Here is a 26,143-nt window from a genome sequence, read left to right as displayed (position 1 = left end):
GAGGTCTTCTTCTTTGATGTCTGTTCCATAACTGGCAATTCTCCGAGAGTTTTGCTTTCCGGTAAAGCCGGGGCGGTTTACCCCGCCTGCAATCCACACCTTCAGGGCAGGCGGATCTTCGGTTGGGTCACGCGGACACAGAGAGGATCGTTAGGGGCGGCTGATGTTATGGCGGCCTCAATCCGCTTTTAGGACAGTGCGACAGGCGGGGTGTTGCACCCGAGTGCGCCGGCGGCCTTGAACAGGCGATTGAGCCCGTCGCGGTTGCGATGGATCGTCGTCATGGTGATCCGTGACGTGAGGCGCTCAGCGAGCAGGGCACGCTTTTCCAGATCGGAGAGGTGGTTCATTCCCCGGATCTCCTGCAAGACCTCCTCGTCTGCCGCATCGGCCTCGTCGATCTCGTCTTGTTTGGTGAAGGCGTATTTCTCGGGCTCAAGCGGGGTGTCCCGGCGGAAGCGGTTCTTGCCATGCCTTTTCCCGTGCTTTTTCGGCAGGCGCGCCATCCAGGCGAAAAATTCTCCTGGTCTTCGGCGGCGATTGTCGCGACCGGGATGTCTGCGAAGTAGATGATCGCGATCTTGGCGATGGCGTCGATGTTCCCTTTCATGTCCTTTGAAGGATAGAGCTTCAGCGCTTTATCCCAAAATTCCGACAGGGAAACGGACTTCGACGACACGAACTGATCCACGGATGTGTCGCTGAACTGAGCGACCAGAGGGCGCGCACCGGCACGCGCATCTTCGCCGTCGAGCACCTTCCCTTCAAGGTCCATGATCGCGCGGATCAGGTCGATGGCGCGACGACCCAGGTCGTTCGAAAGCGGTGATTGCACCGGGAGGCCGATCTTTCCGGCGGCCGTCGAGATCGTGCTCTCCACCTTGGTGAAGTCGTTGCGCCGGGCATCGCGCTTGAGGTCGATGGATTGCTGATCCAGCACCTCGATGCGCCTGTCGATCTCGTCGTCGGGGAGGTCTGGCCCGATATCCTGTTCGAGAATGACGCGGGCCAGTTTATGGCGTAGCGCTTCTCCCAGCACGACGGGGATCTTCTCTGCCGGAGTGCTCTGCCCAATTTTGTTTGTCATGATTTTTGTCGCTTCGCGTTTCAGAACAGCGAAGAGACGAGCCGCTCGGCCCATCGCCTCGGGCAGTAAAGGGGTTCGAAGCGAGAGACACAGAAATTCGGGACCACCTTTTTGGGCGATGACGTGGGGTAAGCGTTTTCTGAAGTAGTAGATCGCGCCGCGACGCTGGAGGTAGGGCCCTGCGGATCGGCTTCGGCGGGGGCGGCATGGCCGAGGCTCGCGTGCCGCCTGTGCCGGCGCGCGCCTGGTGGCTCGTGTCACATCATGTGTCACACATTGGGAAGACTGTGACACAGCGTTTCGCGACGGCATCCCGTCGACCCAATATCTATCAACGGCGGCGTAAAAGCCAACCAAGGGGCGGCGCAAAAGTCTACCAGTTGAAGGAGCCTTTGACGGTGCGGTTGTATCGCTCGATGTAGGCGTTCTGTTGCGGCTGGCCGGGTTGGATGTGCTGGATGCTAACTCCTTGTTTCTCAGCCCATTCCAGCAGCTTTCCACTGATGTATTCGGGGCCATTATCAACCCGAATTGTGCCGGGCTTTCCGCGCCACTCGATGATGCGGTTCAGGCTGCGAATGACCCTTTCAGCGGGCAAGGAAAAATCGACCTCGATGCCTAACCCTTCGCGGTTGAAATCATCCAAGATGTTCAACAGCCGGAATGCCCGGCCATCCCCGAGGCGATCTGCCATAAAGTCTATTGACCAGGTCACATTGGGCGCATCCGGCACCGCCAGTGCATCGGGTTCCGTAACGCCGACCAGTACTGGCAAGCCTTGGCTGACTACGTGGTGACCAGGAAGCTTACCTGAAAGCACCCTCGGCGGCCTCGTGCTGCCGGGGGAGCCACACTCCGCTTTTTTCGTCGTTTCCCAAATTGGATCAGAATCTGGGGGATGTATTCAGCTTGGGTTTTGGCGGTTCTTCGGGTGTCTCGGGGGTGTCGGAATGCAGTTGGGTAGGAGCGGTACAACGGGGCCGCTAACAAGCCCAAATCCACCAGTCGACGTTAATAGGAATAGAGCACCCCAAACGCAGCATTTGAGCGTTTTTGCAGGGCTTTGTCTGCCTCTCAAATCCAAGCGTTTTTATAAAGGAAATTCATTATGAATGTGACGAATATTAACCCGCATCTGGTCGCCACTAAGGGCTATGATCCCGAGCACCTGACCACCCTCTCACGCGCCATGGCAAGCTGGTTCGTGCGGCTAAATAACAACTACCACGATGTCGACGACCTTGCCCATCGGCGATCACGGGTTGATGTCGAGCAGACCGCTATGATCCGGTTTCGCGAAGAGTTTCCTGACATCCCGTTAACCAACGATCTGGTCGCGGCTGTACTCAAGCGGGTGATACATACGCGTCATACCGTGGTGGAAGAGACCATCCTGCCTTGGAGTGGCAACTGGGTATTCCGGCCCGGTAACCACCGGCGGATCATCGTCGAGCGGGGCGTAGCGACGATCAACACATGGCGCGAACCCAGCTATCGGCGGCTGGCGGTGACTGAAGCGGAGGCTGGCGTGGCGGGCGAGTTCCTTGACTGGTTTTTCACCCGTAAGCCTGAGCGGGACATGTTCGTAAACTGGCTGGCGTGGTCCTTGCAGCACGAAGAGGACAAGCCAAACTGGGCACCCTTCTTTTACTCGTCCAAGATGGGCACAGGAAAAAGCGCTTTGGGTCGCCTGCTGATCCGGCTGTTTGGTGAGGCTAATTCCATCACGCAAAATAACGTCGACAAGCTGACGGGCCGATTTAACATGACGCTGCTTCAGAGCAAGCTGGTGGTGTGCGAGGAGGTCAACCTTAAGCTTGGCGGCGGCGATGCAAACACCCTTAAGACCTATATTACGGAGAAGTTCACGGCGGGGGAGGCGAAGGGCAGGGAGACCGAACGGGTTGAGCAGAGGGTGTGCATGGTGCTGACCAGCAACCACATGCCCTTCTGGATTGAGGCTGAGGATCGGCGCTACTACATCGTTAACATCGACCACGACGGCTACGCGCGGGGGCCAAGGGCTGAAGAGTTTGCGGAACTGGTCGGGCGGCTTGAGGACTGGGCGGAGGAACCCGCCAACATCGCGCGGCTTTATAACGCGCTAATGATCCGCGTCCTACCTGACGACTTCTCAGCCAAGACGCTCAATGTCGAGGTCCATGGCACGGAAATTATGAAGCAGGTGTTTGGCAATGGGCGGGCGACAGTTCTGGATCAGTTGCAAGAGCATCTGGACGTAATGAAGCAGCACGCAGTGCCGGAAGCTGAAGTGGTAGAGATCGTCACGGGGACGTTGAAGGCCAACATCAATACCACCAAGCATTTGATGTCTGACCTTGGCTGGGTAAAGCGTCAAGTGAAGTGGGGCGGCACCGACTATGCTCGCCAGATTTGGGTGCGACAGGGCTATACGGTGGAGCGTGGCAGGATCTTCGGCCCTGATGGCTTCGACGAGGCACTAGCAACGCATTTGAAGGAAACGGTCTATGACGTTTGAATATGCAGACGCCTCGCAGCAGTGGTTCGAGGCAGTATTGAAAGACCATCAGGAGGGGGCTCGTTCGCGGGCCTTTTCTTTGATAGCGGAAGGAACGAAGACCGAGACGGGATGTATTGAGACGCCCACCCTCGGGGCCAGAAAGGTGCGGTTCGGCGGGAGGCAAATGCCTGCCTATCGCTTTATCCACTGCATTCTGAATGGGGTCGTGGCGAGCTATGATGACGTGGTTCGTCATCGGTGCAACAATCGTCGCTGTATCAACCCGGACCATCTGGAGATTGGCTCACGGGGGGAGAACTTGCAGGATGAACGCGGCTTTGCCGCAAACGGGGTGGACTTTGGCTTGCTATAACCCCGTGGCACTGACCCTCGCCAATTGGAAAACCCGTCACCCTTGCCACCCGTTCTAGCCTGAGGACCAAGTCAAATAGCTAGGCAAAAGGTCTGCGAAGAACATAACGGAAAGCGGGTTATGCACTACTAAGGGGGGTATCGACTACGTGTATACCTCCTCCACCCTCCATTACTTATACCTATTTCCCCTAGGAGGGAGGGGCAGCCTTTGGGGCATCCCCTAGGGATGGACGCTTAACAAGTCGAAGAGGATATGCAGTTTTCAACTAACATTAATGATTGGCTGGGGCGGTAGGATTCGAACCTACGGTACACGGTACCAAAAACCGATGCCTTACCACTTGGCCACGCCCCAACTTGGTGGCTGTTTAGCCAACGTGTTCGGGGGCTGCAAGAGGAAAAAGCCGCAAATGTGATTGCACCTTGCCCAAGACGCGCGTTAAGGCTGGGCCATGGAGACAACAGACGTTCTGATCCTTGGCGCCGGGGCCGCTGGCATGTTCGCGGGCATTGAGGCCGGGCGGCGTGGGCGGCGTGTGATGGTTCTGGATCACGCGAAAACGCCGGGAGAAAAAATCCGCATCTCGGGCGGTGGGCGCTGCAATTTTACCAATCTTTCCACCGCGCCCGAGGCATTCCTGTCGCAAAATCCGCGGTTTGCCCTATCGGCGCTGCGGCGCTATCGGCCGGCGGATTTCATTGCGCGTTTGGACCGGGCGGGAATCGCCTGGCATGAAAAGACGCTGGGACAGCTTTTTTGCGACGGCAAGGCGACCCAGGTGGTGCGGATGCTGACCGATGATCTGCGTGACTGCGGTGCGGAGTTGCGGCTGGGTGTCGAGATTGACGCGATCCGCCATGATGCGGGCTTTGTGGTGGAGACCGGGGGGGGGGCGATCCGGGCGCAGAGCCTGATCGTGGCGACCGGAGGCAAGTCGATCCCGAAGATGGGGGCGACCGGGCTTGGCTACCGTATCGCTGAAAGTTTTGGCCTGCCAGTGACGGAGACACGCCCGGCGCTGGTGCCGCTGGCGTTTGCCGAGCAGGATCTGGCGCGCACGGCACTGATGGCGGGTGTTGCGGTTCAGGCGCGGGTCCGGGCCGGGCGCACCGGTTTTGACGAGGCGCTGTTATTTACCCACCGGGGGCTTTCGGGCCCGGCAATCTTGCAAATTTCGAGCTATTGGCGCGAAGGCACGCCGGTCAGTATCGACCTTGCCCCTGGTGCCGATATTGTGGCGCGGCTGAAGGCAATGCGCAGCGAAGCGGGGCGGGTGGCCGTTCATAATGCGCTGGCGCGGCTTTTGCCGGAAAAGCTGGCGGTGTTCGCGACTGAAAACGCGGGTGTCGCGGGGCGGTTGGCGGATCTGAACAACGCGAGCCTTGAGCGGCTGGCGCAAGCGGTCAAGGAGTGGGAGGTGCGCCCGGTTGCCACCGAAGGTTACCGCACGGCCGAGGTGACGCTGGGCGGTATTTCGACCGAGGCGCTGGAGGCGCGCACGATGGCGGTGAAATCTGTGCCGGGGCTTTATTTCATCGGTGAGGTGGTTGACGTGACGGGCTGGCTCGGCGGGTATAATTTTCAATGGGCTTGGTCATCGGGCTGGGCCGCGGGGCAGGTGGCCTGAACGCGGTGATGATTGGGGCGTTCCGCCGTGAGTATTTGGGCCAAACAAAAGCGGTAGTTGTCTGGCCCAATTCTTGCGTTGGCAAATTGGAAGTCAGAGGCGGATCGGATCGGCCTTGGCCAGCGCATCAAAGGCCATCAGCGATTTGATCAGCTGCGGCATCTGCGCCAGTGGGATCATGTTTGGTCCGTCCGACGGGGCGGTATCGGGTGCTTCGTGGGTTTCGATGAAGACCCCCGCAACGCCAAGGCTGACGGCGGCGCGGGCCATGACCGGGGCAAATTCGCGTTGCCCGCCCGAGGCGCCGCCAAGGCCGCCGGGTTGCTGCACTGAATGGGTCGCGTCCATGATGACGGGGTAGCCGGTCTTCATCATCGTGGGCAGTCCGCGCATATCGGCCACCAGCGTGTTATACCCAAAAGAGGTGCCGCGTTCGGTCAGCAGGATCTTTGCGTTGCCGGTGCTTTCGACCTTGCTGATGACGTTGGGCATATCCCATGGGGCCAGAAACTGGCCTTTTTTGATGTTGACCACCGCCCCGGTTTCACCCGCCGCGATCAAGAGGTCGGTCTGGCGGCACAGGAATGCGGGGATCTGGATTACATCGACCACGGCGCCGGCGATGCGGGCCTGCTCGGCGTCGTGGATATCGGTCAGGACCGGGCAGCCGAATTCGGTGCGAACCGCCTCCAGCACGCGCAGGCCCGCGTCGATGCCAAGACCGCGTTTACCGGTCAGGGAGGTGCGGTTGGCCTTGTCATAGCTGGCCTTGAAGATGAACTGTGCGCCGGTATCCGCGCAAACGCGAACCATTTTTTCCGCGATCATCCGCGCGTGATCCAGGTTTTCCAACTGGCAGGGCCCGGCGATTACGGTCAAGGGGCGGTTGTTACCGACGGTCAGGCCGCCGATCGTTACGTCATGCATCTGCATTCTCCGGGCTTAGGACGAAACCTGCTCGCGCAGGATTGAGGCCGTCAGGGACAGCATCAGGTAGATGCCCGAGAAGATCAGAAATGCCAACAGGGTGCTTTCAAAAGACCGTGGATATGTCGGCTCGTCCGGGGCGATGGGACGCACCCCCATGGACAGGTAGCGCACCTGTTTGTTGGCCTCGATCCGGGCCAGCTCCATTTGCTGGGCGGCACCGCTGAGCAAAAGCTGACGCGTTTGCAATTCTGCTTCGGCGATGCGCAGCTTACCGGTAATGGCGGCCAGCGAGCTACCGGTGGTGTTGCGTTGGGTGAGCGTGGAGCGAAGTTCTGCGATCAGCATTTCAAGTCGCTCGATATCGCCCTGCACACCGTCGACACGCGCCTGATTGGGGGCGTCATTGTCCAACAGTTGCTGAAGCTGCAGGCGTTTTTGCTGTAACTGGATTTCAAAGTTGGAGACTTGGGTCATCACCACGTTGGTCTCGCTGACCGGATCGAGGATACCTAGCTGTTCTTGCAGTTCCAGCACCTTTTGCTGTGCGGCCAGCACTTTGGCTTCGGCGTCATCATAGCTGTCGCGGGCGCCACGCATCTGGTCTTCGCGCAGGCGTTGGGTCAACTGGTCGACCTGCTCTTCGGCGTAGCTGATCAACGATTCAGAGAAATCCACCGATAGTTCCGGGTTGGGGGCGATCACCTCCATCTTGATGATGCCTTCGGTCGGATCATAGCCGATTTTGACGTTACGACGGTAAAGTTTGTAGGCTTTTTCATTGGTTGCGCCCTCTGGAAGGCGCTGGATCGCATCTATTTCGGGGTTGCTGAACGCGGTCTTGAAGCCCATGTCGTTATCAAGGCGCATCAGCGCCTCGCGGGAGTTGAGGTAGCTTTGGACGGTGATCGAGTCCTGGCTGGTGGCCATGCCGGTGCCTTTCAGCATGCCGCTCAGGCCGCCACCGCCACCGCCGATGCCCTGATCGGCCTGCTGGATGACAAATTCGGTTTTTGTGGCATAAAGCGGCGTCGCCATGGCATAGTAATACCACCCCGCCATCAGCGTCGGCAAAAATACGAAGAACGCCAGCCGTGTCATCAGCAACAAGAGCTTGCGCCGCCGACGTTTGGCGATGTCGCGCTGAATGCGGATGATCTGGCGGGCGCGGCTGTCTTCGTCATAAAGCTGCGGCGCGGGAAGGTTTGCGTTCTGTTGTGTGGTTTGCGGCAACTGCACACGCGGTTCTGTGTCGGATTTGTCAATCCTGGCCAAAGCCCTGGAGATGACGTTGCCGATGCCGCCCGCCTTGCCGCTGCGCTTGGCCGGGTTTGCAACGAGGGCGGCGGCGGGGGTCTTGGCGTGGATCATATGCACCACACCGCCACGATCGAACGGGTCGATACCACGGCGGCGCAGCAGGCGCACCGCCTCATGATCCGAGGTGGCGTCAATCCCGTTGCGCAGTGCCATGCGCCGCGCCAGACGCAGTTGCCGCCCGGTCAGCCCTTCAGCCTGAATCGCGGCAATTTCCTGCGCCTCTGTCGGATCCGGCCTGTCGGGCTGCGCGGCGGTAGGAAAGGGCTCATCGCCAAAGCCATCATCGGGCACCTCGAACAACGACTCGGGATCGTTACCGCCCTGCGAGCTGGCCGCTGCGGGATCGACGTTGCGGATGCGGTATTTCTCAACCTTGGGAGCTATAGTCATAAACCCGCTTTGCTTCTTCCAATGTGTCGAACATATATAGCTTACCGTCGCGCAATACAGCCGCCGAGCGACAGAATTTCTCAAGTGTTTGGGCCCGATGTGACACAACCACCACGGTGGATTCTTTCAACCGATCCCGCAGGATCGAGCCGGCCTTGCGGTTGAACTCCACATCGGTGGTCGAGGGCATGCCCTCATCAATCAGGTAGATATCGAATTCCAGCGCCAGCAGCAGCGAAAAGGTGAACCGGGCGCGCATTCCCTGGCTATAGGTGCCAACCGGTCTGTCAAAATATTCCTCGATTCCGCAAAGCCAACGGCAGAACGCTTCGACATAGTCGGGGTCCAGCCCGTAAAGACGCGCAATGAAGCGGGCATTTTCGCGCGCGCTGTGTTTGTTAACCACCCCGCCCATGAACCCCAACGGAAACGAGACACGGCATGTGCGCCGGATCGTGCCTTCATCAGGCTTTTCCAGCCCGGCCATCATGTTGATGATTGTCGTCTTGCCAGTGCCGTTGGGCGCCAGAATACCCAACGAGTTGCCAAGCTCTACCCGAAACGAGGCTTGGTCAAGGATGACCTTGTGCCTTGTTCCGGTCCAGAAGGACTTGCTGACATTCTCGAATTCGAGCATTCGCCCCTTGCCTTGTTCGGCTGTTCTGGATTTTTGCGTTGTTCAGGCGTGTGATTGTTATGACTTTGCCAGATCATTCAGGCAACATTGTGTCTGATTGACGCAAAAATGTGTAGTGACAAGCCGTTTGTGGCACTGTTGGCAATGAAGGGTGCTTTAAGTGGCTGCGCCTTGCCCCTAGATAACACCTATGGCCGCCGTTGAAACCGATTTGATCCGCCAGATTTCCGCCTGCACGATTTGTGCCGCGCGTTTTGCCGCTACCGCAACCGCGCATACGCCGCGCCCTGTGGTCTGGTTTCAGCCGGGGGCGCGGGTTTTGGTGGCGGGGCAAGCGCCGGGGATACGGGTTCACGCATCAGGGGTGCCCTTTTCCGACCCCTCGGGTGATCGGCTGCGCGATTGGATGGGGGTCGACAAAGCGACGTTTTATGACCGCGCCCGCATTGCCATTGTGCCAATGGCCTTTTGTTTTCCGGGGCTTGATGCGTCAGGGTCCGATCTGCCGCCACCGCCGATCTGTGCGGCGACATGGCGCGACAAGGTGATGGCGGAATTGGGCGAGGTGCCGCTGGTGCTGCTGGTCGGTGGTGCGGCACAGCGTTGGCATCTGGGCACCAAAGTCAGCGTTACCGATACCGTTGCCCGTTGGCGCGACACGGCGCCTTGCGTCTTTCCCTTGCCCCATCCGTCGTGGCGCAATACGGGTTGGCTGAAACGCAATCCATGGTTCGCCGCCGAGCTGTTGCCCGCGCTGCGCGCCCGCCTGACCGAGGTTTTGATATGACCCCCTTTGACCGCGCCCATGCCGCAATGGAAGCCGCCCCCGAAAATGACGCCGCGCGGCTGGCGCTTTATGATCGGCTGGCAGATGCGGAACTATTCGTTTTGCTGGAATCCGAACCCGAAGGCGACGACATCACCCCCCAGCTTTTTGCGACCGAAGAGGGCGACTATGTTCTGGCCTTTGATCTTGAAGAACGCCTGACCCGTTTCACCGATGGCCCCGCGCCCTATGCCGCGTTGCCGGGCCGGGTGATTGCGCAGTATCTGGTAGGCGAGGGGGTTGGCCTTGGGGTCAACCTTGATGTGGCGCCCTCTGCGATGTTGCTTCCCCCCGAGGCGATGGAGTGGTTGACCGATACGCTGACCCACACCCCGACCGAGGCCATGGGAACGCCCGTTGCCTTTCACGCGCCCGCGCTGCCGCCTGCGGTTCTGGCGGCGCTGCTGCCCGCCTTTGACGCCAAGTTCAGCCATATGGCCGGGCTTGCCAGCCATGCGCTGCTGGGCGGTGTCAGCTATCAAGACGGGCGGCGGGGCCATGTGCTGGCCTTTCTGGGCGCCGCCCCGAAATCCGAACCCGCGCTGGCCAAGGCGGTTGCCGAGGCGCTGGTCTTTTCCGGGCTTGAGGCCGGCGAGATTGACGTGACGTTTCTGACGCCCGAAGATCCGGCCGCGGCGGTGTTGCTGGATAAGGCGCTGGTGCTGGCGCTACCCGAACCCATCGAGGAACGGGCGCAGATCCTGACCCCCGCCGCCCCCGGCATGGACCCGACAAAGCCGCCGATTCTGCGTTGATGGAACCCGGATCGTGCCGGGCGGCGGCGTTCAGTAGCCCTTTTGCCGGTCGACCAGATACAAAAGCGGCTCGCCTGCCTGATCGCGGCGGATGTTTTCGGCAATGACCCGCGCGGCCGAGCCGGGCCGCGTATCGGCCGCGATATGCGGGGTGACCGTCACCTTCGGATGCGCCCAATAGGGGTGCTCGGGTGGCAATGGCTCGGTGCGGAATACATCCAGCGTGGCTTGCGCAATATGACCGCGATCAAGCGCCGCCAAAAGGGCCGTATCGTCGATCAGGCTGCCGCGCCCGGGGTTGAGGATGACCGCGCCTTGCGGCATCTGCGCCAATGCGGCGCTGTCCAGTATGTTTTCGGTGTCAGGGGTGTTGGGCAGCAGTGTAACCAGGATTTCGGCCTGCGCCAACGCCGCGCTGAAACCCTCATTCCCCGACAGGCAGGTAATGCCGGGCAGGGACTTTGGCGACCGGCTCCACCCGGTCACCTGAAAGTTCAGCGCAGCAAGGGCCGCGCCACAGGCCGCCCCCAGCGCGCCCAGCCCCAGCACCGTCACCCGGCGTTCGCGCGCCAGCGGTGGGATGGCATAATGGCGCCAAACGCCATCCTGGTTCAGGATATGCCGGTCAATCCCCAGATGGGTGCGCAGCACATGGCCTGTGACCCATTCCACCATGCCTTCGGTCAGCCCCGGATCGACCATCCGGCACAGTGGCTGGATAAGGGTCGGGTTGCCCACGATCCGTTCGACCCCGGCCCAAAGGCTTAGCACCGCGCGGGCGTTCCGGTAGGGGGTGAAATCCTGAACCGGGCCGGTGGGTGCATAGATCACATAGTCGATCTGCGCGGCGGGGGTGCTTTCATCGGCAATGGTGGCGCTAAGCCCGAATTCGGCAAGGGCATCGGCCAGAGGGGTTTCATAATCGGGCAACAGCCCCGCCGGGGCGGCAAAAAGAACGGTCAGCATAAATTACCTCGGGCGGTGGACATGCGCGCTTTGGACCAGGCCAAAGGCCATCAGCAGGATCATCATCGCCGTTCCGCCATAAGACACAAGCGGTAATGGCACCCCGACCACCGGCATCAGTCCCATGACCATCGACATATTGACCGCGAAGAACAAAAAGAACGTCCCCGCAATGCCCAGCGTGACAAGCGCCGAAAAACGGTCCTTGTTGGTCAACGCCGAGTGAACGCAAAAGGCAATGATCCCGAAGTAGAGCACCAGCAGCGAAAATGCGCCCAGAAACCCGAATTCCTCGGCCAGGGTGGTAAAGATAAAGTCGGTGTGCTTTTCGGGCAGAAAGTTCAGCCGCGACTGCGTGCCTTGCATGAAACCGCGGCCCGCCCAGCCGCCTGATCCCAGCGCAATCTGCGCCTGCATGATGTTGTAGCCCGCGCCCAACGGGTCGGTTGAGGGGTCAAGGAACGTGTCGATGCGGCTGAACTGATAATCCTTGATCATCTGCCATGGCGTGCCCCGGCTTTCAAACACCACCCAGATCAACGCGATGCCTGCAGCGATCACGGTGCCGAAATACCAAAAACTGACGCCGGCGACAAACATCACGATACCGCCGCCCAGAACAAGCAGGATCGCGGTGCCAAGGTCGGGCTGTTTCAACACCAAAAACGTGGGTGCAAGGATCAATACCGCCGGGATTGCCACCCATAACGGACGCGAGGTTTTCGACACATCCAACCAGTCGTAATAGGCGGCAAGCATCATCACCATGGTAATCTTCATCAACTCGGACGGTTGCAAACGCACCGGCCCCAATTCGATCCAGCGCTGCGCCCCCATGCCGACAGAGCCGAAAAACTCGACCGCGACCAATAGCAAAAACGACACCGTGTAGGCCAGCGCCGAAAGGTTGCGCCAAAACCAGATCGGCACGAAGGCCACCACCAACATGCCTACCATCCCCACGCCGAAACGCTCCATCTGCGGTTCGGCCCAGGTGTCGATGTTGCCGCCCGCCACCGAATAGAGCATCAAAAAGCCCACGCAGGCGACCGCAGACAACAGCACGATCAATGGCCAGTTCAGATAAAGCACCTTGCGAAACCCGGTCGGGACCGCTTTCAGGTTGTGGTCAAGATAGCTCATGAGCGGGTCATCCCACTTGTCGGCGGTGCCGGGGCTGCCAGATCCAGCGCGTCTTGCTGGGCCTTGACCTTTGCGCGCTGACCTTCGGGGTAGGCGGTAAGCGGCGGCAGGCCACCGTTAAGCGCAAACAGCAAGATATCGCGCGCGACAGGGGCGGCGGCTGTCGATCCGCCGCTGCCATGCTCTACAATCACCGAAACCGCATAGCGCGGGGCCGCGACGGGCGCAAAGGCTACAAACAACGCGTGGTCGCGCCGATTCCAGGGAAGGTTCTTGTTGGAAATGACACCCCGCGCGCGTTCTGCGGCGGTGATGTTGCGCACCTGGCTTGTGCCGGTTTTGCCCGCCATACGCCAGTCTGCCGTGACAATCCGGCTGGCGTTGGCGGTGCCGCGCCCCGAATTGATCACCGCATTCATCCCCGCGCGCACGGCCGCCAGATGCGCGGGCTTCAACCCCAGATCGGCGGGCTCCGGCCCCCTGACATCGACACCATTGATCGACTGCATCAGTTGCGGAATGACCGCGCGGCCACTGGCAATGCGCGCCGTCATCACCGCCAGATGCAGCGGCGACGACAGCACATAGCCCTGACCAATGGAGGAGTTGATCGTATCCCCGATCAGCCAGTTCTTGCCGTAACGCTCTTGCTTCCATGCCTTGTTGGGTGCCAGCCCTTCGGCCACCGCCGACATCGGCAGATCATGCCGGATACCCAAGCCAAGGCGGTGCGCCATCTCAGAGATCTTGTCGATCCCGACACGCTGCGAGACATCATAGTAAAAGACATCGCAAGACTGCTCAAGGCTTTGCAAAAGGTTGACCCGGCCGTGGCCTGCGTGTTTCCAACAGTGAAACCTGCGCCCGCCCAGTTCAAGATAGCCGGGGCAGTAGACGGTATCTTCGGGGGTAATCACGCCCGCATCCAGGGCGGCAAGGGCGGTGACCATCTTGTAGGTCGAGCCGGGCGGATAGAGCCCCTGCACCGTCTTGTCCGCCAGCGGGCGATGGTCATTTTCAGTCAGCGCGCGATAATTGGCCGAGGAAATGCCGCGCACGAAAAGGTTGGCGTCAAACGACGGGGCCGAACTCATTGCAAGCAGATCGCCGTTTTGCACATCCATCACCACCGCCGCGGCGCTTTCGTCGCCCAGCCGCGCCAGCGCATAGTTTTGCAGCCGGTAGTCGATGGTCAGTTGCAGATTGTCGCCCGGCACACCTTCCTGGCGGCCCAGCTCGCGCATCTCGCGCCCGGTTGAATTGACCTCGACCCGGCGGGTGCCCGCCTTGCCGCGCAGACGTTCTTCCATCTTCGCCTCAACCCCCAGCTTGCCCAATTGAAACTTGGGAATCCGCAAAAGCGGGTCGGGGTTTTCAATAAGGCTGAGGTCATAGTCAGATACCGGGCCGACGTACCCCAGCACATGGGTCAGATCCTTGGTGCGGGGGTAGATGCGGCTAAGCCCCACCTCAGGCGTGACGCCGGGCAAGGAGGGTGCATTCACCGCAATTCGGGTGAACTCTTCCCAGCTGAGGCGGTCGGCAACGGTCACCGGGGTCGTCGGGCTGCGGCGTTTGAATTCGGCCATAAGATCCGCCGCGTCCGCATCTGAAATCGGGATCAGGTGGCGAAGATCGCGCAACACGGCCTCAACGTCATGCGCGTCTTCGCGGGTAATGGTCACGCGGTAGTTCTGCTCATTCCCGGCCAAAAGCACGCCGTTACGATCATAGATCAGGCCGCGCGCCGGAGGGATAAGGCGGATCTTGACCGAGTTACCCTCGGCAAGAAGGCGGAACTCATCAGCCTGTTCCAGTTGCATGCGCCGCATGCGCAGCGCCAACACGGCCGCAAACGCCGTCTGCGCGCCCCCCAGCATCAGCCCCCGCCGGGTAATGCCGCGCATGCTTGTTGCGGTGTCTTTGGGGGATCTTCTCATAGGGGCAGCCCTGCTTCGTCAATATCGCCCGGCACGCGCCGCAGCTTGAACACCACCTGCGAGACGAGCGCGACAAGCGGATAGGCAATCAGCGTGGCCTGCATCTGCAACAGTGTCTGTTCCAACGTGGGTTGCGGCACCACGACCAGCGCCAACACCAGCCGATTGGCCAGCAGCATCACCACCATAAGCGCGCCCACGATCAGCCATTCCGAAATGAATGGCAACTGCCTCAACGTGGTTTCACGCGACCGCAGGAATTCTGTCGCCAGCACGACGATCAGGGTCCAAAGGCCAGGGGGCCGCAAGAACAGCAGGTCTTCCAGAAAGAAAACCGCAGCAATCAGCAAGACCGGCACATATCTGGGGCGCCGCACCACCCAGACCAAGGTCAACGCCAACGTCAGATCCGGGCCCGGAGAGCGGTCAGCACCGGGTGACAGCGGTAACAGGTGCAAAAACAGGATGCCCGCGGCCATTGCTACAAAAAGCATCCGATACGCAATGCGTTTGGTGGTTTTGGGGTCAACCATCGTTTTGCCCCGCCGGCTTTGGTTGCGGCGCAGGATTGCCCTCGGGCAGGTCGGCCAACGGGGGAGGCGGCGGGATCAGCACGCCCGCATCATGCAGCTGTTCGGCCGGATGGCTGCGCAGCACGCGCAGAAAATCCAGCCGCTCATAATCCGCAGCCAGGCGCACCCGAAGGCGCCTGTCGCGGTCCTCCACCACTTGCCCCACCAAGATCCCCGCCGGAAAAACTCCGCCGTCGCCGGAAGAGACTACCTGATCGCCAGCGCGCACCTGTTCGGGATGTTCCAAAAAGTCGATCGGCGGCAGCATCGAATTGTCACCCGACAGGATCGCCTGCTGCCCCGAGGGCCGAATTGTTACCGGCACCATGCTTGATGTATCGGTCAACAGGATCACGCGACTGGTTGAATTCCCCACCCCCGAGATCCGCCCGACCAGCCCCAATCCATCCATTGTTGCCCAGCCGTCTACAATCCCATCGTGCGAGCCAACATTGATCAGCACTGATTGCCGAAAAGGACCGCCGCTGTCCGCCAGCACCACCCCGGATACCGACGTCAGCTTAGGGTCCAGCCGGACCTGATTTAGCGCAAGAAGCTTGGCGTTTTGCTGATCCAGTTGCACCGCAGCCTCTTTCCAGGCCTTCATCTGCTGCAATTCCCGCCGCAACTGCTGATTTTGCGAATGGATGCGCGAATAGGATTGAAACCCGTCGACCATGGTCAGAACCTTTGTTACCGGAACCATGGCCCAATCAAAGGTCGGCACAAAACGGTCAACAAAGGCCGCACGAAACCGTTCCACCCGGGGGCTGTCGATCCGCCATGCCAGAAAGATCGACGCCAAAACCAGCACCAGCATCGTAATCAGGATGCGGCGCACAGGTCCGGTATAATCGGTATTGTTGCGGTCTCTTGCCAAGGGTGCCTCTTGTCAGGCGCCGAAGGGCGCTTAGCTGTCGTAATCGATGACGTGGCGCAATTGCTTTTCGTGTTCCAACGCCTTGCCGGTGCCCAACGCGACACAGTTCAGGCACTGATCCGCAATCGAGATCGAGAGCCCCGTCTGTTCACGCAGGCTCAGGTCCAGATCACCCAGCAACGCGCCACCACCCGTCAGCATTACACCACGATCGACAATATCGGCGGCCAGATCGGGCGGGGTCGCCTCCAACGCCTGCATGACCGCGTCGCAAATTTGCTGCACGGTTTCCGATAGCGCCTCTGCGACCTGGGCCTGATTGATCTCAACTTCTTTCGGCACGCCGTTCAACAGATCACGCCCGCGCACCAGAATCGAGGCGCCGCGCCCGTCGTCGGGCATCCGCGCGGTGCCGATGGTGGTCTTGATCCGCTCCGAGGTGGATTCTCCAACCAGAAGGTTCTGGTTGCGGCGCAGATATGAGATGATCGCCTCATCCATCCGGTCGCCGCCAACCCGGACCGAACGCGCATAAACGATGTCGCCAAGGCTAAGAACCGCCACCTCGGTGGTGCCGCCACCGATGTCGACCACCATGCTGCCCGTCGGGTCGGTGATAGGCATGCCCGCGCCAATGGCCGCCGCAATCGGTTCGGCAATCAGCCCGGCCCGCCGCGCCCCCGCCGACAGAACCGATTGACGGATCGCACGCTTTTCAACCGGGGTCGCGCCGTGCGGCACGCAAACAACAACCTTGGGCTTGGTAAAGGTGGTGCGCTTGTGAACCTTGCGGATGAAATGCTTGATCATTTCCTCGGCGCTGTCAAAATCTGCGATGACACCGTCGCGCATGGGGCGGATTGCCTCGATGCTGCCCGGCGTGCGGCCCAACATCAGCTTGGCGTCTTCACCGACTGCCATGACCTGCTTTTTGCCGTCCTTGACGTGATAGGCAACCACTGAGGGTTCGTTCAGCACGATCCCTTTGCCCCGAACGTAGACAAGCGTATTCGCTGTTCCAAGGTCGATTGCCATGTCGGAGGAGAAGATCCCGCCAAAACCAGCCATATGTGTCCCGCTTCCGTTTTCTTGTGCAAATATCGAACCACCCCGACTCGGCGCCCCTGAGTCTTGGTCGGTCAACCATATAGGCTGCGCTGCGATGTGGCGGAAGGCCTAATGGAGACAGCCCCGGCGGCAATCCGCCGGAGTTGCGATCACTTTGGTGACATCTGGCCCCGGCATCACTACGCCCGGGGCCACATTGGCAAGCCCCCTTCAGAGTTTGAAGGAAACCTTTTTCATATCGGCATCCGGTGCGGTTTTTTCACGCCGCACCCGCAATCTGTTCAGCGCCCCGACATAGGCTTTCACGCTGGCGAGTATGGTATCGGTATCAGCGGCAGAGCCGGTGACGATCCGGCCTTCTTCCTCCATCCGCACCGAAACAGTCGCCTGCGCATCGGTGCCTTCGGTCACTGCATGCACCTGATAAAGTTGCAGCCGCGCCTTGTGCGGATAGATCTGGTCCACCGCACGAAACGCCGCATCCACCGGCCCATCACCCGAGGTGTCGGCATGGTGTTCAACCCCGTCGACCAACAGCTTCAGTTCAGCCGACTGCCCTTCGGAGCCGCAGATTACCCGCAGCCATTTGACCTGCAGAAAGTCGGTGTCGGTATTGGCGGCGCTGTCGGCCATCAGTGCGACCAGGTCTTCGTCGTAGATTTCCTTTTTGCGGTCGGCCAGCGCCTTGAAGCGCACGAAGACATCGTTCAACTGGTTGTCGGCCAGGTCAAACCCCAGATCCGACAGTTTGGACCGCAGCGCCGCGCGGCCGGAATGTTTGCCCATCGCAATGTTGGTTTCGGTAATCCCGATATCGGCAGGGCGCATGATCTCAAACGTTTCGACATTCTTGAGCACCCCGTCCTGATGGATGCCGCTTTCATGCAAAAACGCGTTCTTGCCGACGATGGCCTTGTTGAACTGCACCGGAAAGCCCGAAACCTGGCTGACGCGGCGGGAAAGGTTCATGATTTTCGTGGTGTCGATATTGGTCTGATACGGCATGAGATCCCGCCGCACCCGCAGCGCCATCACCACCTCTTCCAGCGCGGTATTGCCGGCGCGTTCGCCCAGACCGTTGATCGTGCATTCGATCTGGCGCACGCCTGCGGCCACGGCGGCAAGGCTGTTGGCCGTGGCCATGCCCAGATCGTTGTGGCAATGCGTGGCAAAGATGACCCCATCCGCGCCGGGCACCTTTTCCACCAGCATGCGGATGATCGCGGCACTTTCATCGGGCAGGGTATAGCCGACCGTGTCAGGAATGTTGATCGTGCCGGCGCCGGCCTTGATCGCGCATTCGACCACGCGGCACAGATAGTCGCGCTCGGTGCGGATCGCATCCATCGCTGACCATTGAACATCGTCACACAGGTTGCGCGCGTGGGTCACCGTATCGTGGATACGCTGGATCATTTCGTCCATGTCCAGCTTGGTGATTTCGCGGTGACTGGGCGAGGTGCCGATGAAGGTGTGAATGCGCGGCTGACGCGCGTGTTTCACCGCGTCCCAGCAGCGGTCGATATCCTTGAAGTTGGCGCGCGACAGGCCGCAGATCACGGCGTTCTTGCTGGCCTTTGCAATATCGGAAACCGCCTCAAAGTCCCCCTCTGACGCGATCGGAAAGCCCGCCTCAATGATATCCACCCCCATCTCATCCAAAAGCGTGGCGATTTCCAGCTTTTCGTCATGGGTCATGGTGGCACCGGGGGATTGTTCGCCATCACGCAGGGTGGTGTCAAAAATCAGAACGCGGTCTTTGGCGATTGTGGTGGTTGTCATCTGAATTCTCTCTATTTGTCCTAAGCTGTGGCCTTTGGGCGCTGGTCACCTCTGAGCGGTCGCACCCAAGGGCACGCTCAGAGGTAGCTAAGGAGAAGCAGCGCACGGAACGACCGGGCGCGAAAAGCGCCCAAGGCTGCGGGAATATGCAGGGTCCGTATCATGACGTGGACTATAAGGAGGAGGATGAAAAAGAAAAGTCCAAAAAGCAGGGCGGGACGTATCCTTTCAAATAACCTTATGGGGTAGGGCATGCGGGCATTGATTGTGGGGGAAAGCGGGGGAATTGGCAGGGCGGTGGCGTCGCATCTACGTTCTGGCGGCGCCGAGGTTCTGGGCCTGACACGCCGCAATCATGGCTTTGACATCACCGACGAGGCCAGTATCGCGGCGCATCTGGGCGCAATCGAGGGCCATTTTGATCTGATTTTCGTGGCCACGGGCGGCTTGGGACATCCTGAAAAAACCCTCAAGTCTGTTGCGGCAAACGAAATGGTGTCTCAGTTCGCGCTGAATGCAATGGGGCCGCTTTTGACGCTTAAACATGCGGTACGGCTGATGCCGCGAAACCGGCGGGCGGTGTTTGCGGCCTTGTCAGCGCGCGTCGGCTCTATCGGGGATAACCACCTTGGGGGCTGGTATTCCTACCGGGCTGCCAAAGCTGCGCTTAATCAGATGATGCACACCGCCGCGATCGAGCTGGCGCGCAGTCATCCGCAGGCGGTAATCGCCTGTCTGCATCCCGGAACCGTCGCCACCTCATTTACCAAAAACTATGACCGTGACAAATTCCCGCCCGACAAGGCTGCCCATCATCTTTTATCGGTGATCGAAGGGCTGGTTCCCGCGCAAACGGGTGGGTTTTTTGACTATTCCGGAAAAGAGGTGCCTTGGTGATGGCGCAAAGGGAAAAACCGGCCAGCAATCTTTCTTTTGGCGCCCATTAACGCCGCTTTTGGGCCGCTAACATGAGCTTACCGCAAGTGTCACCAATATAACCACCACACGGCACGAATCTGCCTGACGGAAAACCAACTTGTGAACGCCGGGTCAGGCCAACGCCCCAACATCGGGCGTCTTACGCCCCGCTTGCTGACGGGTTCCCCTTGGGTTGAGGCTGCAATTTACCCCTTGATCAATATTTTCACAAAATATCGTCATAAAAATTTCTTCAAAATCAATTATTTGCAAGTTTTAGCAGCTTATTTCCGAATTACAGCCTTGTTAGCGATTGACGTTCGAAGCCAAAAGATTACAACCCACGCCGAGCAACTTGTCGGGCCGCGCCGGACCAACAAGTGAGAAGAATGCCGCTGTAGCTCAGCTGGTAGAGCACGTCATTCGTAATGATGGGGTCGGGGGTTCGAGTCCCTTCAGCGGCACCACTCTTCTCGGAACGATCATCAGATTTCGGCGGCGCGTGGGGCGGGTACTCCCTCCCACATCGCCCGGTGCATGACCTTCACCGATGCGGCACCGCATGGGCCAGGCTGGCACCTTTGGACGCCCGCGCCCAAAGTGCCGGCCCATCAGCGACGACTGGTTACGCGGCAGCCCGGATTTGCCTGACGCGGGCTACCGCAGCCGCGGCATTCGTGGCGATCTTGTCCCAGTTACCCGCAGCAATATCTGCACGGGTGGCGATCCAGGTGCCGCCAACGGCACGCACCTCGGGCAGGGCCAGCCAATCGGCAAGGTTATCCATGTTCACCCCACCGGTCGGGTTGAATCCGATCCCGGTATGGACATAGGGCGAGGCGATATTTTTAAGCATGTTTGGGCCGCCTGCGGGTTTCGCGGGAAAGAACTTTACCATTTTGCACCCCATCTTCAGCGCGGCTTGCAGCTCGGTCGGGGTCATGATGCCGGGCGCAAAGGGCATGCCCACCGATGCCGCATGGGCCAGCACCTCGACGTCAATGCCGGGCGACAGGCAAAACTGCGCGCCCGCTGACTTTGCGTCATCAACCTGCGCATTGGTAATCACGGTGCCCGCGCCAATCTGCACCTCGGGGCGTTCGCTGGCGATTGCGGCGATTGCGTCGCGCGCCGCAGTCGTGCGAAAGGTGATCTCAGCCACCGGCAGGCCGCCCTTGATCAAGGCATCGGCAAGCGGAATGGCGTCGGCCGCATCGTCGATTGCGATCACCGGAACAACACCGTAGGCGGACAGTGTATCGAAAATGCTCATGATAAATCCTTTAATATCATTGTGGGGGCTGACGCCTGTGGTGGTATCCGCTGAGTTGCAGACCCTGCGCCGGCTTTTTCATTAGGCACGGGCTAAGGGGCCGCGTTATTGGTGATCTTGCCGCCTTTGTCACGCGTGCTCGCCTGTTTGGCGATGCCGCCCGATATTCTCAGGATTATGGGGGAAAACGCAAGACGGGCAAAACACATCCTCAGGGTTCAGGGCGGATGTTGGCCTTGGGCTAGACCCACAGCGGCCACCTGTGGGGCAGCATCCACCCCGGATGTCGACGCGAGGCGCCCTCATTGGTGGTCGGTGGAAATAGGCGCGGCCTGCTCATCTGCGGTCTTTGGGGGCGGCGGCACGATGATTATTGGCTTGGCATCATCGGGGGATGTTGCCGGCAGATCCGCACCAAGGCGTGCGTCCTGCGCCTCGGTCTGAATTTCGGCGCCATCCGGCAGTGTTTGGTCATGTGTCGCCTGCACGGCGGCGCCTTTGGCCCCGTCATCCGAACAGACGTAAACCGCGCCGCCCACGGCGACGGCGGTAACCGCCACCGCCCCCAATGCAACCGGGTTGCCCAGCGCAACAGAGCCAAGGTCAACCAGGTAGCCGCCAATTGCAGTCCCCTGGCCTTGCAGCACCACCGTGCCGGCCGGATACGCCAGGATTTGCCCGCCGATATCATAAGCAAGATCGGTTGCATTGGCCGCAAGGTGGCGCGCCGCCGCAGTAGACCCATTTACCCGTTGGCAAAAGCTGCGCGAAGGTTTGCGGCATGAAACCCAGGCATCGCGCGCGCCTTCGGCAAAACCTATATAGGTCTTGGCGTCGCGGTCCCATTGCAGGCAAAAGGGGGCGCGGCCGAGGTCGTCCAGCTCTGGCGTCATGGCGCGCAACGTCACAAATCCGGGGCAGGTGATTGCGCCATGCGCCCCTAAAAGGCGCTCGCGGCGCGAGGTGTTTTCGCGCAGCGCCATATTTTCGGCGTCATAGACAAAGGATTTGGCCTCGCCATGAATCGAGGTTTCGCAACGTGTCAGCTCTGCCAACGCAGAATGCGTGGTCAACGCCAGCGTGCCCGCAGCGATTACCCCAACCCAGCCCTTTCGCCCCCCACCCATGCGACACCTTTGCGATAGCCCTGGCAGTGAGGCGAAAGACAGGGAAATGACCATTTTGCAGGTCGTTGATAAACCCCGGCGCCTTCTCCGGGGTTCGCCAATCATTCCAATACGTCCAGCACCTCTTTCAACTTGCCGATCAGCTCATCAATCTCGGCTTTCGAGATGATCAGCGGCGGGCTCATGGCGATGATGTCACCGGTGGTGCGGATCAGGATTCCCTTTTCATACGCCTTGAGAAAGGCAGAAAACGCCCGCTTTGTCGGCTCTCCGGCGATCGGCTCCAGTTCTACCGCGCCAATCAGCCCTTCGTTGCGGATGTCGATGACATGGTGGGTGCCGCGCAGGGAATGCAGCGCCTCTTGCCAGTAGGGGGCCAATTCCGCCGCGCGTTCAAACAGACCCTCTTCCTTATAGGTCTCAAGCGAGGCGATACCGGCCGCCGAGGCGATCGGGTTACCCGAATAGGTATAGCCGTGAAAGAGCTCGATCATATGTTCGGGGCCCTGCATGAACGCGTCGTGGACCTCGGCGGTGGTCAGCACTGCGCCCATTGGAATGACACCATTGGTCAACCCTTTGGCGGTGGTCATCATGTCCGGCAGCACACCGTAGTGTTGCGCGGCAAAGGCGCTGCCAAGGCGGCCAAAACCGGTAATCACCTCATCGAAAATCAACAGGATGCCGTGCTTTTTGGTGATTGCACGCAGCTTATCAAGATACCCTTTCGGTGGCAGCAACACGCCGGTGGACCCGGCCATCGGCTCGACGATCACGGCGGCGATGGTTTCCGCACCGTGCAACGTCACGATCCGTTCCAATTCATCGGCCAGATGCGCGCCATGTTCCGGCTGGCCTTTGGAAAAGGCGTTCTCGCCCGGCAGATGGGTATGCGGCATGTGGTCGACCCCGCCCAGAAGCGTGCCAAAGACCTTGCGGTTAGAGACGATCCCCCCCACCGAGATACCGCCAAAGTTGACCCCGTGATAGCCACGTTCGCGGCCAATCAGACGGGTGCGCGCCCCCTCACCGCGCGCGCGGTGATAGGCGATCGCCAGCTTGAGCGCGGTTTCCACCGCCTCGGACCCCGAGTTGGCGTAAAATACATGCTCGATCCCCTTGGGCGCGATATCGACCAGACGGTTGGCCAGCTCAAAGGCGGACGGGTGGCCCATCTGAAAGGCGGGGGCATAGTCCAGCGTGGCGGCCTGTTTCTGGATTGCCTCGGTGATTTTGGGGCGGCAGTGACCTGCGTTGCAGCACCACAGCCCGGCGGTGCCATCCAGCACCTGACGGCCATCGGCGGTGGTATAATGCATGTCCTTTGCGCCCACGAACATCCGCGGGTTCTTCTTGAACTGCCGGTTTGCGGTGAACGGCATCCAAAAAGCGGCCAGGTCATTTGGCGTAGTCGTACGGTCAAGCGCCATGAGGTTCTCCATAAGGATCACCCGGCGCACCCGATACGGGCGCCGGGAAAGGGTGGTTCGACCAACCGGTCGCAACAAGCCTATCAGAGGCAGTGGTCCAGTCAATCTGAACGTGCCATCGCACAGAGCTATTGCGAAAGGGATAAGCACCGCCCCTGACCCAAGGCCCTGTCGGGTGGCCTTTTATTGGACGGGTTCGGGCTTTACTGGAAGGGTTGGGGCGACATAGGGCCAAACCCAAACGCGGCCGGGGTTCAAGCCGGCCGCGCTCATCGGGTGCATCAGCCAAAAGGCCGCGCGGTTATACCTGACCGAATTTTGCCGCCAGCCATTTTTCAAGCCAGTGAATAGAGTAGTTTCCCGATTGGATATCAGGTTCTGCCAATAGCGCACTGAAGAGCGGCACCGTGGTGTCTACCCCGTCCACAATCAATTCGCCCAAAGCGCGTTTCAACCGGGCAAGCGCCTCGTCGCGGTCGCGGCCATAGACAATCAGCTTGCCGATCAGGCTGTCGTAATAGGGCGGGATCGTATAGCCATCATAGAGCGCGCTATCCATCCGCACACCAAGCCCGCCGGGGGCGTGATACTGAGAAATCCGTCCGGGGCAGGGCGAAAAGTTTGGCAATTTTTCGGCGTTGATCCGCACCTCGATGGCGTGGCCCCGAATGGTCAGATCTTCCTGATGAAAATCCATCGGCAGGCCGGCGGCAACACGGATCTGTTCGCGCACCAGATCGACCCCGAAGATTGCTTCGGTAACGGGATGTTCGACCTGAAGGCGGGTGTTCATTTCGATGAAATAAAACTCTCCGTCCTCGAACAAAAACTCGATCGTGCCCGCGCCGATGTAATTGATCTTGGCCACGGCATCGGCGCAGACCTTGCCGATACGGGTGCGCTGTTCGGGGGTGATGACGGGGCCGGGGGCCTCTTCGAACACTTTCTGGTGGCGGCGCTGCAGGGAACAGTCGCGCTCCCCCAGATGCACGGCGCGGCCCTTACCATCGCCAAAGACCTGAATTTCGATATGGCGCGGCCGTTGGAGATATTTCTCCATATAGACCTCGTCATTGCCGAAGGCGGCTTTTGATTCCGACCGTGCGGTGCGAAAGGCCACCTCCAGTTCGCTTTCGTCGCGCGCCACTTTCATGCCGCGCCCACCACCACCTGCCGTTGCCTTGATGATGATCGGATAACCGATTTCGGCGGCAACGCGTTTGGCCTCGGCAACGTCGCCCACGCCCCCGTCCGAGCCGGGTACACAAGGTACGCCCAGTTTTCGCATGGTGTCCTTGGCGGTGATCTTGTCGCCCATGATCCGGATATGGTCGGAAGAGGGGCCGATAAAGACTATGCCGTGGTCTTCCAGCACCTGCACGAAATTTGCGTTTTCAGACAAGAAACCGTAGCCCGGATGAATCGCCTGCGCCCCGCTGATTTCACAGGCGGCCACGATAGCGGGGATCGACAGATAGCTTTCGGATGAAGAGTTCGGCCCGATACAGATTGATTCGTCAGCCATGCGCACATGCATCGCGTCGGTATCGGCGGTTGAGTGGACGGCGACCGATGCGATCCCCATTTCACGGCAGGCCCGGATGACACGCAGCGCGATTTCGCCGCGGTTGGCGATCAGGATCTTGTCAAACATTGCGCCCTCACTCGACGATCATCAACGGCGTGCCGTATTCTACCGGCGTGCCATCATCCACAAGGATGCGTTTGACGGTGCCGGATTTGGGCGCCGGAATGTGGTTCATCGTCTTCATGGCCTCGATGATCAGCAGGGTCTGACCTTCCTTGACTGCCGCGCCTATCGCGACAAAGGGTTCCGTGCCCGGTTCGGCCGCCAGATAGGCCGTTCCGACCATTGGCGAGGGAACCGCCCCCGGATGGTTGGCCGGGTCTGCAGAAGGCTCGGCGGCGATGGGGGCACCCGGTGCGGGCGCAGCCGTGGAAACGGGTGCCGCAGCATAGCTGGCAGGCGCCGGGGCGACGATTGTTGCCTGCTTGACCACGCGCACTTCCAGACTGTCATCTTCGCCATATTCGCGCATTACAGACAGTTCGGTCAGGTCATTCTTGTTCAAAAGCTCAGCCAGCGCCTGTATGAAGGCCACATCGTTTTCATGGTTGTTTTTGGTCATGCCGTCCTCGAAGGGTCTGTTTTTGGGTTGTTGCCACCCGTCCGGCACGGGCGTTGCCATTGTAGGGTGTTTATACGACAGCCCGGCGGGCGTGGAAAGCCATTGGTTTTGCGCTTTTCATCTGCGGCGCTGACGGTTCGGGTGTGCGACGTTGGGGTGCTTTGCCACCGGATGCAAAACCAAGCGTCTGCGCCAAGGAATGGATCGGTGGGCCTGCCGAAGGGTTGCGTTGCGCTCTTGCCCGTGTTGAAGATCATGGAAGAGCTAAACGAAAGGCAAAACCTGATGTGGATTGACCCGCAACACCCGATATTTCGCCCGATTGCGGTGCGCCTGGTGGCGGTGGCGGTGCCGCTGCTGGCGGGGGCCATGTTTTTTGCCACGGGCTGGGTCTATCCTGGTGCGGGGCTGACGATCATCGGCGGCTTTATGTTCAAGCGCCTCTTTTTGACCGATATCCACTAGGA

The 26,143-nt window shown here is 60.0% G+C and carries 24 protein-coding genes, 2 tRNA genes and 2 pseudogenes; 8 read left to right on the top strand and 20 right to left on the bottom strand.

Going from position 1 to position 26,143, the window contains the following annotated elements; all coding sequences use genetic code 11:
* Positions 1 to 188: 188 nt before the first annotated feature.
* From ACM62R_RS03810 to ACM62R_RS03795, 4 genes and pseudogenes are all read right to left on the bottom strand, one after another.
* Complete coding sequence (locus tag ACM62R_RS03810; protein ID WP_415182730.1) at positions 189 to 350, bottom strand: hypothetical protein; 162 nt, start codon at positions 348 to 350, stop codon at positions 189 to 191.
* Positions 347 to 1,087 carry a hypothetical protein gene (locus tag ACM62R_RS03805; RefSeq protein ID WP_415182736.1) on the bottom strand — a complete coding sequence of 247 codons (741 nt, stop codon included), beginning with the start codon at positions 1,085 to 1,087 and terminating at the stop codon, positions 347 to 349. Before ACM62R_RS03805 ends, ACM62R_RS03810 begins: the two co-directional genes overlap by 4 nt.
* Before the next feature lie 24 nt (positions 1,088 to 1,111).
* Positions 1,112 to 1,399 (bottom strand): annotated as a pseudogene (locus ACM62R_RS03800) (DUF6538 domain-containing protein); the annotation flags it as partial.
* A gap of 79 nt (positions 1,400 to 1,478) precedes the next feature.
* A pseudogene (locus ACM62R_RS03795) lies at positions 1,479 to 1,838 on the bottom strand (transposase); the annotation flags it as partial.
* Between the two features lie 357 nt (positions 1,839 to 2,195).
* On the opposite strand from ACM62R_RS03795, the gene ACM62R_RS03790 reads away from it, so the two are divergent.
* Together ACM62R_RS03790 and ACM62R_RS03785 are read left to right on the top strand one after the other, a co-directional pair.
* Complete coding sequence (locus ACM62R_RS03790) at positions 2,196 to 3,587, top strand: primase-helicase family protein (RefSeq protein ID WP_415182729.1); 1,392 nt, start codon at positions 2,196 to 2,198, stop codon at positions 3,585 to 3,587.
* Positions 3,577 to 3,942, top strand: coding sequence for a hypothetical protein (locus ACM62R_RS03785; protein ID WP_415182728.1), 366 nt, complete (start codon positions 3,577 to 3,579; stop codon positions 3,940 to 3,942). Before ACM62R_RS03790 ends, ACM62R_RS03785 begins: the two co-directional genes overlap by 11 nt.
* A gap of 282 nt (positions 3,943 to 4,224) precedes the next feature.
* Here ACM62R_RS03785 and ACM62R_RS03780 read toward each other — a convergent pair.
* Positions 4,225 to 4,299, bottom strand: a tRNA-Gln gene (locus ACM62R_RS03780).
* Between the two features lie 97 nt (positions 4,300 to 4,396).
* Here ACM62R_RS03780 and ACM62R_RS03775 point away from each other — a divergent pair.
* Positions 4,397 to 5,572, top strand: a complete 1,176-nt coding sequence (locus tag ACM62R_RS03775) for an NAD(P)/FAD-dependent oxidoreductase (protein ID WP_415182727.1) — start codon at positions 4,397 to 4,399, stop codon at positions 5,570 to 5,572.
* A 93-nt stretch (positions 5,573 to 5,665) separates the two neighbouring features.
* Here the strand turns inward: ACM62R_RS03775 and kdsA are convergent, their stop codons facing one another.
* From kdsA to ACM62R_RS03760, 3 genes are read right to left on the bottom strand one after another with little or no spacing between them, the layout of a single operon-like run.
* Positions 5,666 to 6,499: a 3-deoxy-8-phosphooctulonate synthase gene (gene kdsA, locus ACM62R_RS03770; protein WP_415182726.1), complete on the bottom strand. Its 834-nt coding sequence runs from the start codon at positions 6,497 to 6,499 to the stop codon at positions 5,666 to 5,668.
* 15 nt (positions 6,500 to 6,514) lie between these two features.
* Positions 6,515 to 8,209, bottom strand: a complete 1,695-nt coding sequence (locus ACM62R_RS03765; protein WP_415182725.1) for a capsule biosynthesis protein — start codon at positions 8,207 to 8,209, stop codon at positions 6,515 to 6,517.
* Positions 8,187 to 8,846, bottom strand: a complete 660-nt coding sequence (locus ACM62R_RS03760) for an ABC transporter ATP-binding protein (protein ID WP_415182724.1) — start codon at positions 8,844 to 8,846, stop codon at positions 8,187 to 8,189. Before ACM62R_RS03760 ends, ACM62R_RS03765 begins: the two co-directional genes overlap by 23 nt.
* A gap of 190 nt (positions 8,847 to 9,036) precedes the next feature.
* On the opposite strand from ACM62R_RS03760, the gene ACM62R_RS03755 reads away from it, so the two are divergent.
* Together ACM62R_RS03755 and ACM62R_RS03750 are read left to right on the top strand one after the other, a co-directional pair.
* Positions 9,037 to 9,633 (top strand): uracil-DNA glycosylase family protein, encoded by a 597-nt coding sequence (locus ACM62R_RS03755; RefSeq protein ID WP_415182723.1) that lies wholly within the window; start codon positions 9,037 to 9,039, stop codon positions 9,631 to 9,633.
* On the top strand, positions 9,630 to 10,427 hold the full coding sequence (locus ACM62R_RS03750) for an SseB family protein (protein WP_415182722.1): 798 nt from the start codon (positions 9,630 to 9,632) through the stop codon (positions 10,425 to 10,427). Before ACM62R_RS03755 ends, ACM62R_RS03750 begins: the two co-directional genes overlap by 4 nt.
* Before the next feature lie 30 nt (positions 10,428 to 10,457).
* On the opposite strand, the gene ACM62R_RS03745 is transcribed toward ACM62R_RS03750, so the two are convergent.
* From ACM62R_RS03745 to ACM62R_RS03715, 7 genes are all read right to left on the bottom strand, one after another.
* The gene (locus tag ACM62R_RS03745; protein ID WP_415182721.1) at positions 10,458 to 11,393 is read right to left on the bottom strand and encodes a 2-hydroxyacid dehydrogenase; all 936 of its coding nucleotides are present in this window, start codon (positions 11,391 to 11,393) and stop codon (positions 10,458 to 10,460) included.
* 3 nt (positions 11,394 to 11,396) lie between these two features.
* Entirely contained in the window at positions 11,397 to 12,536 is a 1,140-nt protein-coding gene (gene rodA, locus ACM62R_RS03740) for a rod shape-determining protein RodA (RefSeq protein ID WP_415182720.1), read from the bottom strand.
* On the bottom strand, positions 12,533 to 14,476 hold the full coding sequence (gene mrdA / locus ACM62R_RS03735; RefSeq protein ID WP_415182719.1) for a penicillin-binding protein 2: 1,944 nt from the start codon (positions 14,474 to 14,476) through the stop codon (positions 12,533 to 12,535). Before mrdA ends, rodA begins: the two co-directional genes overlap by 4 nt.
* Complete coding sequence (locus ACM62R_RS03730) at positions 14,473 to 15,009, bottom strand: rod shape-determining protein MreD (protein WP_415182718.1); 537 nt, start codon at positions 15,007 to 15,009, stop codon at positions 14,473 to 14,475. The genes mrdA and ACM62R_RS03730 overlap by 4 nt, the downstream gene beginning before the upstream one ends.
* Complete coding sequence (gene mreC, locus ACM62R_RS03725; protein WP_415182717.1) at positions 15,002 to 15,928, bottom strand: rod shape-determining protein MreC; 927 nt, start codon at positions 15,926 to 15,928, stop codon at positions 15,002 to 15,004. Before mreC ends, ACM62R_RS03730 begins: the two co-directional genes overlap by 8 nt.
* A 30-nt stretch (positions 15,929 to 15,958) precedes the next feature.
* Complete coding sequence (locus ACM62R_RS03720) at positions 15,959 to 16,996, bottom strand: rod shape-determining protein (protein ID WP_415182716.1); 1,038 nt, start codon at positions 16,994 to 16,996, stop codon at positions 15,959 to 15,961.
* A 210-nt stretch (positions 16,997 to 17,206) separates the two neighbouring features.
* Positions 17,207 to 18,778, bottom strand: a complete 1,572-nt coding sequence (locus ACM62R_RS03715; RefSeq protein WP_415182715.1) for a 2-isopropylmalate synthase — start codon at positions 18,776 to 18,778, stop codon at positions 17,207 to 17,209.
* Between the two features lie 252 nt (positions 18,779 to 19,030).
* Between ACM62R_RS03715 and ACM62R_RS03710 the strand changes: the two genes are divergently transcribed.
* Together ACM62R_RS03710 and ACM62R_RS03705 are read left to right on the top strand one after the other, a co-directional pair.
* Complete coding sequence (locus ACM62R_RS03710) at positions 19,031 to 19,675, top strand: SDR family NAD(P)-dependent oxidoreductase (protein WP_415182714.1); 645 nt, start codon at positions 19,031 to 19,033, stop codon at positions 19,673 to 19,675.
* Between the two features lie 412 nt (positions 19,676 to 20,087).
* Positions 20,088 to 20,163, top strand: a tRNA-Thr gene (locus tag ACM62R_RS03705).
* A 158-nt stretch (positions 20,164 to 20,321) separates the two neighbouring features.
* Here the strand turns inward: ACM62R_RS03705 and eda are convergent.
* The 5 genes from eda to accB form a co-directional block, all read right to left on the bottom strand.
* A complete protein-coding gene (gene eda, locus ACM62R_RS03700; RefSeq protein WP_415182713.1) occupies positions 20,322 to 20,969 on the bottom strand; it encodes a bifunctional 4-hydroxy-2-oxoglutarate aldolase/2-dehydro-3-deoxy-phosphogluconate aldolase in 648 nt (215 codons plus the stop codon).
* Positions 20,970 to 21,271: 302 nt separating this feature from the next.
* Positions 21,272 to 22,096 (bottom strand): hypothetical protein, encoded by an 825-nt coding sequence (locus ACM62R_RS03695; RefSeq protein ID WP_415182712.1) that lies wholly within the window; start codon positions 22,094 to 22,096, stop codon positions 21,272 to 21,274.
* A 101-nt stretch (positions 22,097 to 22,197) separates the two neighbouring features.
* The gene (locus ACM62R_RS03690; RefSeq protein WP_415182711.1) at positions 22,198 to 23,526 is read right to left on the bottom strand and encodes an aspartate aminotransferase family protein; all 1,329 of its coding nucleotides are present in this window, start codon (positions 23,524 to 23,526) and stop codon (positions 22,198 to 22,200) included.
* 301 nt (positions 23,527 to 23,827) lie between these two features.
* Entirely contained in the window at positions 23,828 to 25,180 is a 1,353-nt protein-coding gene (gene accC / locus ACM62R_RS03685; protein WP_415182710.1) for an acetyl-CoA carboxylase biotin carboxylase subunit, read from the bottom strand.
* A gap of 7 nt (positions 25,181 to 25,187) precedes the next feature.
* Positions 25,188 to 25,676, bottom strand: a complete 489-nt coding sequence (gene accB / locus ACM62R_RS03680) for an acetyl-CoA carboxylase biotin carboxyl carrier protein (RefSeq protein WP_415182709.1) — start codon at positions 25,674 to 25,676, stop codon at positions 25,188 to 25,190.
* Between the two features lie 255 nt (positions 25,677 to 25,931).
* Here accB and ACM62R_RS03675 point away from each other — a divergent pair, with 255 nt between their 5' ends.
* Complete coding sequence (locus tag ACM62R_RS03675) at positions 25,932 to 26,141, top strand: hypothetical protein (RefSeq protein ID WP_415182708.1); 210 nt, start codon at positions 25,932 to 25,934, stop codon at positions 26,139 to 26,141.
* Positions 26,142 to 26,143 lie beyond the last annotated feature (2 nt).

This window comes from Phaeovulum sp. (assembly GCF_047638075.1).
Lineage (GTDB): Bacteria > Pseudomonadota > Alphaproteobacteria > Rhodobacterales > Rhodobacteraceae > UBA6197.
This window is presented reverse-complemented; position numbering and strand designations above follow the sequence as displayed.